The 12,629-nt window shown below is 70.2% G+C and carries 12 protein-coding genes; 1 reads left to right on the forward strand and 11 read right to left on the reverse strand.

Features of this window, described 5'->3' with window-relative positions; all coding sequences use genetic code 11:
- Window positions 1–255 precede the first annotated feature (255 nt).
- Together AS97_RS35815 and AS97_RS35820 are read right to left on the reverse strand one after the other, a co-directional pair.
- A complete protein-coding gene (locus tag AS97_RS35815) occupies window positions 256–1,095 on the reverse strand; it encodes a fumarylacetoacetate hydrolase family protein (protein ID WP_201724722.1) in 840 nt (279 codons plus the stop codon).
- A gap of 14 nt (window positions 1,096–1,109) precedes the next feature.
- Window positions 1,110–1,652 carry a nuclear transport factor 2 family protein gene (locus AS97_RS35820; RefSeq protein ID WP_210566360.1) on the reverse strand — a complete coding sequence of 181 codons (543 nt, stop codon included), beginning with the start codon at window positions 1,650–1,652 and terminating at the stop codon, window positions 1,110–1,112.
- 264 nt (window positions 1,653–1,916) lie between these two features.
- On the opposite strand from AS97_RS35820, the gene AS97_RS35825 reads away from it, so the two are divergent.
- Window positions 1,917–2,684, forward strand: coding sequence for a PP2C family protein-serine/threonine phosphatase (locus tag AS97_RS35825; protein WP_282615729.1), 768 nt, complete (start codon window positions 1,917–1,919; stop codon window positions 2,682–2,684).
- 10 nt (window positions 2,685–2,694) lie between these two features.
- Here AS97_RS35825 and AS97_RS35830 read toward each other — a convergent pair whose 3' ends face one another.
- The 9 genes from AS97_RS35830 to AS97_RS35865 form a co-directional block, all read right to left on the reverse strand.
- A complete protein-coding gene (locus AS97_RS35830; protein ID WP_210566362.1) occupies window positions 2,695–5,040 on the reverse strand; it encodes a glycoside hydrolase family 65 protein in 2,346 nt (781 codons plus the stop codon).
- Between the two features lie 96 nt (window positions 5,041–5,136).
- Window positions 5,137–6,051 (reverse strand): DMT family transporter, encoded by a 915-nt coding sequence (locus tag AS97_RS35835; RefSeq protein WP_247204596.1) that lies wholly within the window; start codon window positions 6,049–6,051, stop codon window positions 5,137–5,139.
- Between the two features lie 193 nt (window positions 6,052–6,244).
- Entirely contained in the window at window positions 6,245–6,484 is a 240-nt protein-coding gene (locus tag AS97_RS48715; protein WP_250846281.1) for an SDR family oxidoreductase, read from the reverse strand.
- Entirely contained in the window at window positions 6,388–6,645 is a 258-nt protein-coding gene (locus AS97_RS48720; RefSeq protein WP_282615705.1) for an SDR family oxidoreductase, read from the reverse strand. The genes AS97_RS48715 and AS97_RS48720 overlap by 97 nt, the downstream gene beginning before the upstream one ends.
- 166 nt (window positions 6,646–6,811) lie before the next feature.
- On the reverse strand, window positions 6,812–7,834 hold the full coding sequence (locus tag AS97_RS35845) for a hypothetical protein (RefSeq protein ID WP_059144258.1): 1,023 nt from the start codon (window positions 7,832–7,834) through the stop codon (window positions 6,812–6,814).
- Window positions 7,835–8,004: 170 nt separating this feature from the next.
- Window positions 8,005–8,232 carry a CDGSH iron-sulfur domain-containing protein gene (locus tag AS97_RS35850; RefSeq protein ID WP_247204597.1) on the reverse strand — a complete coding sequence of 76 codons (228 nt, stop codon included), beginning with the start codon at window positions 8,230–8,232 and terminating at the stop codon, window positions 8,005–8,007.
- On the reverse strand, window positions 8,213–8,866 hold the full coding sequence (locus tag AS97_RS35855; RefSeq protein WP_125756003.1) for a HemK2/MTQ2 family protein methyltransferase: 654 nt from the start codon (window positions 8,864–8,866) through the stop codon (window positions 8,213–8,215). Before AS97_RS35855 ends, AS97_RS35850 begins: the two co-directional genes overlap by 20 nt.
- 58 nt (window positions 8,867–8,924) lie before the next feature.
- Window positions 8,925–10,964, reverse strand: coding sequence for a CocE/NonD family hydrolase (locus AS97_RS35860; protein ID WP_210566363.1), 2,040 nt, complete (start codon window positions 10,962–10,964; stop codon window positions 8,925–8,927).
- Window positions 10,965–11,061: 97 nt separating this feature from the next.
- Window positions 11,062–12,426, reverse strand: a complete 1,365-nt coding sequence (locus AS97_RS35865; RefSeq protein ID WP_210566364.1) for an ATP-grasp domain-containing protein — start codon at window positions 12,424–12,426, stop codon at window positions 11,062–11,064.
- Window positions 12,427–12,629 lie beyond the last annotated feature (203 nt).

A 12,629-nucleotide genomic window follows, 5' to 3' on the forward strand; every position in this document is an offset into this window, starting at 1 on the left:
GGTCGCGGCCATTCACGCGTGGACGGCACCCGCGTCCGCGTCCTCGGGGTGTGCCTGAGGGCGCAGGGCGTCGCCGGTGTCCGCGGCGGTGAGCACCGCCGCGGACACCGGCGTGCTCGGCCAACACGTTCGCCGCGGTCGTCGAGCGCAGACGCCCACTCGACCGCTGTTGCCCCGCGTATATGGCTCGCCTCCTGCTGATCACGGTCGAGTCGCGTTCCTGCGTCTGGTGGACCGCGCGGTACGCGGTCACGATCAGAGCTCGTGTCGCGCGGCCAGGTCGGCGCGGCTCACGATCGGCGTGCGGAGCACGCCGACGTTCTCGACCTCGACCTCGACGGTGTCGCCGGCGGTCAGATAGACCTGTGGCTTCATGCCGAGTCCTACGCCGGCCGGGGTACCGGTCGCGATCACGTCGCCCGGCTTCAGGGACACCGTGTCCGTGATGTAGGCGATGATCGATGGGATGTCGTGGATCAGATCCCTGGTGTTGCCGAGCTGCATGACCGAGTCGCCGACGCGGGTTCGCAGCGTCAGCGAGTTCGGGTCGCCGATCTCGTCCGCTGTGACCACCACCGGGCCGATCGGCCCGCTGCGATCCGCGTTCTTGCCCAGCGTGAACTGTGCCGTCTCCAACTGCTTCTTGCGCGCACTGAGGTCGTTGAAGGCGGTGTATCCCAGCACATGCTGAGACGCGGTAGCGCGATCAGCCGCCCAGACCGGGTCGGCGATGATCACTGCGAGTTCGACCTCCCAGTCCAGGCCGTCTTCGTTCGGCGGCACCGGCACCGGGTCGCCGTCCACGACGAGGGTGTCGGCCCATCGGCCGAAGATCATCGGAACCTTCGGAGTGTCCAGTCCGGAGTGTTCCCTGGATTCGTCGCCGTGCGCGTGGTAATTGATGCCGACACAGAACACCCGCGCGGTCCGCGGCACCGGCGGTGCCTCGACCAGCTCGGCGCGGACCAGTCGCTCGGTCACCTGATCCGCACTCGCCGTGGCCGCCCGCGGATCGGCGTAAAAAGCGCTCACCTCACCCAGCGGGATGACATGGCTCCCGTCAACGGCGCCGATGTGCCGCGCTCCATCGTCCACGTATCCGATGAGCTTCACTTGTTCGCCCAGTTGCCGTAGTCGGGGCCGTCGGGGAAGTCGGTGACCTCCGCACCATCGGGCACGGCGTCATGGTCGAGCGGTCCGCCGTACGCGCGAGAGATCTCGTAGGCGATCTCGCGCGCGATCTTGCCGTCCTTCATCTCGAAGCAGTGGACCAGACGCATGCTGATCCGCTGGCCGGGCTCGAACGGCAGGTTGGGCATGTCCTTGCCCACCACCGTCACATCGGCGATCTGGTCGTCGAACACGAAGTCCTCGGTGGCGAAGCGCCGCAACGTGGTCGTGCGGTTCCAGTGCACCGTCCTGAAGATGCCCAGGTAGCCTTCCCGGACATCGGCGACGTTGCCGTAGACCATGCCGCGTGCCGGGGCCTCCCACACGATGTCGGGACCGTACACGGCCAGGGCCTTGTCGATGGATTCGGGGTTCTCGTTGTGGAAGTGCGCCTCGACCACACGCAGGTTGTGCGCGATCAGTTCCTCGCGGGTTAACGTGCTGACATCGACATCCGGCACCACGCCATCGTCGCCGAGCACTGCCTGCTCGTTCTGGGGGGCTATCTGATCTCCTCTTCCGCGCGTCGGTCGGCCGGCTGTCGCAAGAAGCTCGTCACAGCGAATCGGACATCGGCGGCCGCCACATGCTCGTATAGCTGAGCGCATTGGACCTAATGGTTAGGGTCAATTTGAGTATGGGTTCGGCGAAGTGCATGTGTCAACGGCGCCGGCGCTCCCAGACCCGTTCGCGGCGCGACGGCATCCTCATGGGATCCGCGCCCTCCTCCCTTGGGTGAACCGGCCGTGTCGCGCGGGCCGTTGGTCGCGGGCCACGCCGCAGGATGGCGCAATGACCGAGGGACTTCTCTCCTCCAGCGGCGGCGGCCGGCTCGCCGCGGTGGGGAGCGGAAGGCGCTGCCCGCGGATGACCCGCTGCGCAGGCAGCCGCTCAGCGCGACGTGCCTGTGCGTGATGTACGACCCGTTCTCCCGTACCTGCGCCATCGCCTCCGCCGGACATCCGCCGCCCACGCTCGCCGGGCCCGAGGAGACCCCCGGCGTTCTCGACCTGGCCGTCGGCGCGGCCCTCGGCGACGGGAGCGGCCTTCCGTTCGTCACCACCACCGTCCCCGTCGCCGACGGTGATGTCCTCGCCCTCTACCCGGCCCCGCTGTCGGCCGCCGACCGGCCCGAGGACGGCGCCGGCGGCCCCCGGCTGCTCCCGCGCGTGCTCGCCGACGTCGACCGGCCCGTGCAAGACCTGTGCGACGACGTCCTCTACCGGCTGCGCGGCGACGCCCTCTCGGGCGATGCCATCCTCCTCCTCGCCCGCATGCACGCCTTCCCCGCCGACCGCGCCGCCGTCTGCGCCTCATCAAAGATCGGACCCTCACCTGCGAGGTCCACGACTCCAGCCACACCGCCCCCCGGCTACGGCACGCCGGGATCGTCGACGAGGGCGGCCGCGGCCTGTTCAGCTGCGCCCAACTCGCCCAGAACTGGGGCATCCGCTACAACCGGCCGGGGGAAGACCGTCTGGACCGAGCAGCCCCTCCCACAGCGGCCCGAGTAGCACCGGCACGTCAGCGCCGTGGTTCGGGGCGTCTGCCCGGGGGTTGGGCGGGCGAGGGCAGGGCGGTCGGTGGCTCGACGGGGCGGGTCTGGGGCGAGCCCTCGGACAGGGTGATGACCTCGCCGCCGTGGCTGATCCGGAGCGGCTCGCCCTCCCTCAAGGTGTAGGTGACCTGCGAGCCCGTGATGTCGACCCGCAGACAGCGCTGCCGGATCAGCACGGAGAAGGCCAGCCGGCTGAGCCGCTCGGGGAGCCGGGGCGCGAAGTACAGGACGTCCCCGTGGTCGCGCATGCCGCCGAAGCCGGCCACCAGTCCCACCCAGGTGCCTGCCAGGGAGGCGATGTGCAGGCCGTCGCGGGTGTTCTTCTCCAGATCCGCCAGGTCCATCAGGGCGGCCTCGCCCAGGTAGTCGAAGGCGAGCCGCACATGGCCCACTTCGGCGGCCATCACACACTGGACACAGGCCGACAGCGAGGAGTCCCGGACCGTCAGCGGCTCGTAGTAGGCGAAGTTGCGCGCCTTCTGGTCCGCTTCGAAGGCATCGCCGCACAGATACATCGCCAGCACCAGGTCCGCCTGTTTGACCACCTGCTTGCGGTACAGGTCGAAATACGGGAAGTGCAGCATCAGCGGGTACAGCTCGCGTGGCGTGTCCGCGAAATCCCATACGTCGAGACCGGTGTAGCCGGCCGACTGCTCGTGCAGGCCGAGTGCGTTCACATACGGCACCGACATCGCCTTGGCCGCGTCACGCCATCCGGCGGCCTCTTCCTCGTCGACGCCCAGTGCCGCGGCCTGCTCCGGGTGGCGTGCGGCCACCTCGGCGGCGGCCCGCAGATTCGCCCCGGCCATGAGGTTGGTGTAGGTGTTGTCGTTCGCGAGCGCGCTGTACTCGTCGGGGCCGGTGACGCCGTCGATGTGAAAGCGGCCCCCGGAGTCGTGATGGCCGAGGGAATGCCACAGTCGGGCGGTCTCCACCAGCAGTTCCACACCGGTGCGCCGTTCGAAGTCGGTGTCGCCGGTGGCCCAGATGTAGCGCACGACGGCGGCGGCGATATCCGCGTTGATGTGGAAGGCCGCGGTTCCGGCCGGCCAGTACCCGGAGCATTCCGCCCCGTCGATCGTGCGCCAGGGGAAGACCGCGCCCCGCAGTCCGAGTTGCCTGGCCCGCGCCCGCGCCGCGGGCAGCGTGTTCTGCCGCCAGTGCAGGGCCTCGGCGACGCAGTTCGGCGAGGCGTAGGTGAGCAGTGGCAGCACGAACGTCTCGGTGTCCCAGAAGGCGTGTCCGTCGTACCCGGAGCCGGTCAGGCCCTTGGCCGGGATCGACCGCTGCTCGGCCCGGCTGCCCGCCTGCAGCACATGGAAGAGGGCGAAGCGGACCGCCTGCTGGATTTCCGCGTCGCCGTCGACCTCGATATCGGCACGGTGCCAGAAGCCGTCGAGATATTCGCGCTGCTGGTCGACCAGGCCCTGCCAGCCGGTGTTGCGCGCACCGGTGAGCGCCGCCTCGACCTGGTCCCGGACGGCCGGCAGCGAGCGGATTCCGGACCAGCCGTAGGAGACGAACTTCTCGATGCGAAGCGTCTCGCCGGGGTCCAGGTCCGCGCTGACGGTGAAGCGCCCCACGTCGTCCGCGCTCTCACTGGAGCTCCGGGTGGATCCGGGGCCCCGCACCTCATGGTCGGCCGCGGCCGCGATCCGCTGATTGCTCGCCGCCGTGTGGTGCACCAGGCGCAACCGCATATCGACCGCGGCGTGTTCCTCGGGCCGAAGGCACGACTTCAGGGCGGCGCCGACCCGGGGATCGCCGCCGAGCGCGGGCAGTTGCTCATTGGCGACGAGCTCCGACTGGACGACCACGCTCGTCCGGGCGTCCACCGCCTCCACTTCGTAGGCGACCGCGGCGATGGCGCGCTGGGTGAAGGAGACCAGCCGGGTGGAGCGCACCCGTACCGTTTTGCCGACCGGCGACGTCCACTCGCAGACGCGGTGGAGCAGGCCGGTGCGCAGATCGAGCACGCGCTCATGTGAACGCAACCGCCCGTAGCGCAAGTCGAACGGTTCGTCGTCGACCAGCAGCCGGATGAGCTTGCCGTTGGTCACGTTGATCATCGTCTGGCCGGACTCGGGGAATCCGTAGCCGGCTTCCGCGTACGGCAGCGGATGCTGCTCGTGCACACCGTTGAGGTAGCTGCCGGGCAGGGCGTGCGGCTCGCCCTCGTCGAGGTTGCCGCGCCAGCCGACATGCCCGTTGGACACGGAGAAAACGGATTCGCTCTGCGCGAGTACGTCCAGGTTGAGCTCGGTCTCGCGCAAGCACCACGGCTCGACGGCGTAGGCATGGTGGCTGATCACTTTCGACCCTCCAACAGCTCGTAGAGGTCGGACGCCACGACGCTCATTTTGTCCGGGAGGCCCAGCTTCGCCGTATTCACGATTCTACTGGTGACGTCATCCGCGCGCCGCCGCAGGCTCCCCGAGGCCGCCGAGCTCATCCCTGCTCCGGTCGACACACTGGGCGAGGCATCGCGTATGGGACAACCCGAAGATTCCGTACAGCAGCACGCTCAGGCCCAGCAGCGCCGGTACGAGCCAGAATCCGGTGCGCGGCTGCTCGCCGTAGAGCGTCACCCCGAGACAGAAGCTCACCGTGGCATCGCCGAGCGTCAAAGCGGGTTGCGAGCCGAGCAGCGGGCCCCCTTGCATGGCGACCCCGAGCAGGAACAGGGAAAAGGCGCCGACAGCCGCGAAGCTGTACGTCTGCCACGCGGTGAAAAAGGCGACGGCACCCTGATCGGCAAGAATGTTCATGGCCGACTTGATCAGCGCGGCGGTGACGGCGTTTCCGATGGCCGCCGCTGCCGCGAGGCAGGCCGCTCGCATCAGACCGGTGGGGCGCCGCAGCCCGGCGAGAACGAGGGCGGCACCGATCCCTCCGGTGACCGCGAGCCCCGGCACCCACCAGATCCCGGGCACCTGGTCGCGCCCTCCGGTGGGGGCCAGGGAGAAGAGGACCAGAGCCAGCCCGCCGACGATGCAGGCCACACACATCCATGCCTTGCGCGTCACGCCGACCCGGAAGACGATCCCTCCGATCACCAGCGCCAGCGGAAGTTCGAGAATGAAGATGGGCTGCACGGTGGCCAGCGATCCGGTGGCGAGCGCGAGGGCCTGAAAAAGGGCGGCGAAGACAACACCGAGCATTCCGCCGAACCAGACCGGAGTGTGCAGAAGGTCGCGGACCAGCCCGAGGCGCAATGATCGTGACGCCGGAACAGTGAGCGCGGCGCGGCGCTGCAACACCGTCCCGAGTGCGTTGCTGCCGGCCGCGAGCAGGGCGAACACGATGGACAGCACGATCGTCATCGTCACCATGGGCACCACTCCTGGGCTCGCGTACTTCTCTCCTGGTGCGCTCCCTGGGCCCTTCCGCCAGGCTACACAGAACGCGCGCGGCGACGGCCTCCGCCGATTGCCGGCGGAGGCCATCAGAGGGACACCGGCCCTGGATCCTCCCGGTGGGCGAGGCCCAGGGCCGTGCGGCGCCGTCCGTGCCGGGTCAGACGGTTACGCGGCCGCCGTCGACCGGCAGCACCGCGCCCTGGACGAAGCTCGCCGCCTCGCTCACCAGGAAGGTGATGCCCTCGGCGATCTCCTCGGGCGCGGCGGGCCGCCCGGTGGGCGCCTGCGCGGCGAGAGCCGTCAGATCCTCACCCGTACCGGCCGTGCCTCCGTGCCGGTCCGCCCCGGCTCGACGGCGTTGAACCGGACCCCGCGCGGGCCGTACTCGGCGGCCCACGACTTGGTGAGCAGGTTCAGCGCCGCCTCGCTCGATCCGTACAGCGCCATCCCCGGCGCCCCGTACTCGGCGACCATGGTGCTCACGTTGATGCCCGCCCCGTGGCCGCGCTCCGCCATCGCCGGGGCGAACTCCGACACCAGGTAGAACGGCGCCTTCACAGTCAGCGCGCAGACGGTGTCGACATCGCTCCGCGGCGTCTGGTCCGTCGGCCCGAACGGGTCGTTCGGCCATCGGAGAAGCCAATGGCGGCCATCATCCGTGGATGGACCGGTCCGGAACCCGTGCCCGATCGGCCGGTCCGGGCGATGCGGCGGCCTCCCGTTCTCATGCGTCGGCCGCCACCGTCTCGATCCCGTGGATCCGCCGGTGGTCGGCGAGGGCCGGGAGCGAGGTGAGTGCCGGGAGAGCGGGAGGCTCGCCTTCGAGGCCGGAGACGTAGTCGAGCAGGACGCCCTCGCGAAGGCCCCACGGGCAGGTGATGAGCCGCTCCACCTCCATGACCTCCATGACGGCCTCCGCGACGATCGCACCGGCCAGGGACTGACGCGCCCTGGAGGCGGAGATGCCGCGCAGTCTCGCTCGCTGCTCGTCCGTCTTGGCCGCGAGTTGGGGCACCCAGGGCCCCAGGTCCTTCCGGCTGAGCATGTGGGGCGCGGGCAGGTGGTTGTGGGGCTGTGGCTTTCCGGCGAGGCGGGCCAGTTGCGTGAAGGTCCTCGAGGTGGCGACGCAGGAGGCGGGCGCGGGCTGGGCGCGCAGCTCGGCCGTGCACTGGCCGAGTACGGAGCGTACGTGCCGGCGCAACGCGCTGACGTCCCGCTTCTTCACCGGTGTGGCATCGGGCAGATGGTGGCGGGTGAGCCGGTCGGCGCCCAGTGGCAGGGAGACGGCGAGGTCGGGGCGACTGCCGCCGCCGCAGGCGATTTCCAGCGAGCCACCGCCGATGTCGAGGAGCAGGATCCGCCCCGCCGACCAGCCGAGCCAGCCGCGTGCCGCCCTGAACGTCAGCCGTGCCTCCTCCTCGCCGGTCATGAAACCCACGCGGATACCGGTGGCGGCCTCGATCTCGCCGAGCACGGCGTCCCGGTTGGTCGCGTCCCGCACCGCCGATGTGGCGAAGGGGATCAGACGGTCGACGTGGTGGGCGAGAGCGGCCGCGGCACTCGCGGTCACGGCGCCGACCAGGGACCGGATCACGTCAGGCCGGATCACCCCCTGGCGATCGGTCGCCTCGGCCACACGGACCGGCTGTTTCCACGATGCCACCGGCTCCGGGGGCCTGCCCGGAGCCAGCTCGGCGATCACGAGGTGGACCGTACGGGATCCGATGTCGATCACTCCACAGCGCATATGCCCTGAGTGCCCCACCCACCGCGAGTTCAGACCTCCGTTGATCGCGCTTCACCTGGAGAACACCTGCGCAGGGGGTTGCGCGATGCTCCCGAGGTGGCGGCGGGGCGACGACGGAGCGACGGGGCGCGGGTGAGGCGGTGGCGCTCTGCTACGTCGCGTCCGATCCGCTATGTCGCGTCCGGTCCGCGCCGCGACCTCGGCGGCCTGCGCCGGTGGCTGGTATCGCACCACGGGTAGCGGGCGCTGCGGCTGCACAGGCACACGGCCACCGTGAAGCGGTCGGAGCGCACCACGCTGCCGTCGGGCAGGGTGATCTCGACCGGCCCCTCGATCAGCATCGGGCCGTCGGTCCCCACCCGCACCCGTACCGCGCGGTCAGGTTCGTCGTTCGGCACGGATCACCACCAGCTCTTCCTCCGTCTCGCCCGGGGCGATCAGCCCCTGGGCCTCCAGCCAACGCGCCTGCGCGCGCAGCACCGGCCCGAACGGGATCGTGCGGCGGTCGGCCACGGCCGCCCGCAGCCCGCTCTCCGTCAACTGCGCCACGGTCCGCTCCGTCCCGCTCAGCGCCGAGTGCACCAGCAGCAGTACGCCGCCGGGGCGCAGCAACGGTGGCGCGTCCCGGCAGATCCGGTCCAGCAGCGCCCGCCCGTCGGTCCCGGCCCGCCAGGCCAGACCGCGGCCCCGGCGGGCCCGCCGCCCCGCCACCGGCACATAGGGCGGGTTGGCGACGATGAGATCGAATCCGCGGCCGGCCACCGGTGTCAGCAGATCGCCGTGGAGGACCCGCACCGGCAGCCCCTTGAGGCGGGCCCGCAGCCAGGTGGCGCCCACGGCGAGCGGCGAGACGTCCACCGCGGTCACCTGGGCCGCACCGCGCGCGGCCGCGACGAGGGCCAGGGCCCCGCTGCCGGTCCCCACGTCCAGGACGGCCGTGCCGGCCGTGATGCGCTCCCGCAGCAACGCCTCGGCCAGCAGCCACGTGTCGTCCTGCGGCGCGTACACACCCGGCGGCGTCTTGAACACCATCAGCGGCGAGTACCCGCACAGGGCCGTGGTGTGCGCGTACGGTGCGGTGGGAGGACGGTCACAGACAGTCGCGGGGCAGTGTCTCGTTCCAGGTGCGCGAGAACACCCGCCGGTCGCCCTCGTAGGCGTCCAGCGTGGCATCGACGAAGAACTCGGTCTCGCTGGAGCGCAGCACCGTGCTCGTCACCACGCGTACGTCCCAGTCGTCGCGGTGGAAGCGCATGGTCCAGGTCGACTCGCCGCCGACCGAGGTGAAGTCGTCCGCGACCGCGGTGTAGCGCTCGTAGGCCCGGCGGCCGACATCCATCCCGATGTCCTCGAAGCGCTGGGTGCCCGCGTCCTTGACGATCTCCAGCTCGGACCGGTAGCCGACCAGGTCGCGCTTGACGTCCCAGCGCTCCTCGCGGGGGGTGAGCGCGGTGGTGGCGACGGGGGGCGTGCCCTCGGGCTCCCCGAACGGGCGCTGGGGCCGATCCTCGCCCGACGACGCCCGGCGCAGCGGCAGCGTGAGGGCGCTGGTGGCCTCGTACACGCTCAGCAATGCGGGCCTCGGCGGGGGCCAGGCGAGCGGCCAGTACGACGTGGACAGCGACAGCCGGATGCGGTGACCGGGCGGAAACGCCTGGGCCACCCCGTTGAGCCGGACACGGGCGCGGTAGCGCCGGCCGGGCTCCAGCGGCTCGGGGTCGCCGATGGTCTCGCGGTGGGCGACATTGAGCAGGCCGTAGGTGACACGGGTGGCGCGGCCGTCCGGAGCCACGTCGGAGAGCCGGGCGGCCACCATGGCCACCGGTTCATTGACCGACAGGTCCAGTTCGACGGAGGGCGAGCCGAGGATCTCCACCCGCTCGGTGAGCGGATCGGTCTCGAACACCAGCGAACCGCCGTCCTCCTCCCGCTGGTCGTACGGCAGGTCCGGAGGCGCGTTGTAGGAGGCCCATTTGCCGGCGAACTGGCCGACGGACAGCGGCGATTGCACGGTCAGCGGCTCGCCCTGCGCCTCCTGCCCGGACGATGTGTCACCGGGGGCGCCGATGCGCCTGCCGGTCAGCGGGTGCACGGCGGGCTCGACGTTGGGGGAGGGCCACCGGGGCTCGGCGATCCAGCGGCCGGGCCGCTCCTCGTAGGCGGTGGACGGCGCCACGCTGTCCTGCATCCACGTCCACAGCATGGGCCCGTCCATGACGCCGTTGTCCACGCCCTTCAGCCAGTGGTCCCACCACCGCACCACCTCCTGGAGATAGCCGATGGCCGGGCCCGGCTCGCCCAGGTGCGGGTACTTGTGCGACCACGGGCCGATCAGCCCCCTGCGCGGTACGTCCAGCTGGCCGAGCAGCCGTGTCACGGCGTTGGAGTAGCCGTCCGCCCAGCCGCTGGAGGCCAGCACGGGGCACTGCACGGCCTGGTAGTCCTCGCATACCGAGGCATGCCGCCAGTAGTCGTCGCGGCGCTGGTGGCGCAGCCACTCCAGCACCCAGGGGCGGGCGTTCTCCAGCCGCTCGTGCCACATCTCGCGCCAGCGCTCGCCGACCACCGCCGGATCCGGCGGACATGTGGCGTAGGCGAACATGGTGCCCGCCTCGGCGAGGTTGTCGGACAGCAGGGCACCGCCCATGTAGTGCATGTCATCGGCGTACCGGTCGTCGGTGAAGGAGGCGATGACGATGGCGCGCAGACTCGGTGGCCGCCGGGCGGCCACCTGCAGGGCGGCGAAGGCACCCCAGGAGATGCCCATCATGCCGGTGGCGCCATCACACCAGGGCTGCTCGGCGAGCCATGCCAGGATCTCCTCGGCGTCCGCCTGCTCCTGTCCCAGGTATTCGTCCGTCAGCACCCCCTCCGACTCCCCGGTGCCCCGCAGATCGACGCGGACACAGGCGTAGCCATGACCGGCGATGTACGGATGGTGGATGGAGTCGCGTACGGAGGTCAGATCCCGTTTCCGGTAGGGGATGTACTCCAGCACCGCGGGCACCGGCTCCTCGTCCGAGGACGTGGGACGCCAGATGCGCGCCGACAGGCGAATGCCGTCGGACATGGGGATCGTGACGTGTTCCTCTTCCTTTGTCGCGCACGGCAGATTGCTCACGAGGCGCATAGGGCCGATCTGCTCCTTCCCTGGTGGCGGGGGTGCACGGGTGCCCACGGACGGCACGGGCACACCGGCCGTGTCCATGGGCGGCCGCAGCCGGGTCTCAGCCCCGCTCCCTCTCCGGCTCGTTCCTCCGCGTCTCTTCCCGCCGGCCGCCGGGGGCGGTGGCGTCGAAGAGGCGGTTCAGGGCGGCGACACAGCGGTCGTACTTCTCGCGCAGGTCCTCCTCGCTGTCCCCGCCGGTGAAGATGTGGGCGAGTTCGAAGCTGTAGCTGTCCTGCTGGTCCATCCGCGACAGCCGCTGCCCCTCCCCGGGCACCACATCGATCCGCACGCCCGGGATCTCGCGCTCGATCCGCTCGATCTCCTCGTCCACGGGGGTGTCGTGGACCACGCCGTCGGCGAACCACCGGTAGTACCACTTGGCGGCCATCCGGTAGGGGCCGGCGCGGTACGGCAGGGCGGGGTCCTCGCCGAGGGCGAGGCTGAGCATGCAGTGGTGATTGGACACCCCGTCGACGTAGGCGAAGAGTTCGGCGTGCGACTGGGAGTGCCGGGGGTTGATCTCCAGGAGGTTGATCTCGTCCGTCCCGGCGTCGTAGAAGTACTCGATGCTGAACGTCGCCCCGTCCATGCCGATCTGCCGCATGACCCGCCGGGAGACGTCATGCAGCCGCTGGATCACGGGCTCCGGCAGGGCCGAGGGGTACTGGTGGCGCAGGAAAGACGGGCTGTCGGGGTAGTCGATGGAGTCCAGCACGCCGTAGACGGTGACCTCGCCGTCGTGGACGTATCCCTCCACGGCGACCTGCACCCCGCTCAGCGATTCCTCCGCGAGGCACACCTGGCCGCCCACACCCTCCATCTCCGGGGGGAGTTCCAGCCGTTCGAGGACGGCCTCGAAGGGCTTGCCGACGCGGCCGATGCCCTCACGGATCTCGCCGACCGCCCTACGGAACTGCTCCTCGTCCTTGACGGAGAAGGCCAGCTCCGAGGAGTAGGCGAGGGCCGGCTTGAGCCACATCGGGAAGCGGACACCCTCCGGTGGCTGTGGGTCCCGCGCCTCCAGATCCACCGGGCCGAACCGTGGGCACTCATCGATCACCTTCTGCTGCTCCAGCCGACTCCAGTACTTGTGCTCGCACTTGACCACCGACTCCAGACTCGTGCTGCGCGTGCCGTAGCGCTCGCCGAGAATCGGTATGAGTGTGCTCACCGGAAAGTCCCAGTAGCCGACGATCGCGTCGATGCTGCCCTCGAAGGCATCCAGCACACCCTCCGCCTTGGCGAGGAGATCCGCCACGGACACCTCGCCGCTCTGCAGATCCTCGATGGTGAGCAGGCGGTGGAACCGGTACCGGTCGGCACCGGGGCCATGCTCCAGAATGGGCTCATTGGCCGCGTCCAGGCCGATCACAAAGATGTTCTTCTCGGCCGCGTTCTTTTCGGCCGTGTTCTTCTCGTCCACTGGGTGGTGCCTCCCCTGGTCCGTCGTTTTTCCGGCGTCCTGAGTACCCCAGCGGGCGGCCAATCCCGATGTGAGGTGGCAGTCCGGATCGACCTCCTGCGGCCTCAAGGGGGAGAGCTGTTATGGGGTGGTGCGTTCGTTTACGCTGTCGCTCGCTCGAACGGTGAGAGACGGGTGACGGGGAGCATGTCCCGATCGGACCA

The organism is Streptomyces sp. AgN23, assembly GCF_001598115.1.
GTDB lineage: Bacteria > Actinomycetota > Actinomycetes > Streptomycetales > Streptomycetaceae > Streptomyces > Streptomyces antimycoticus.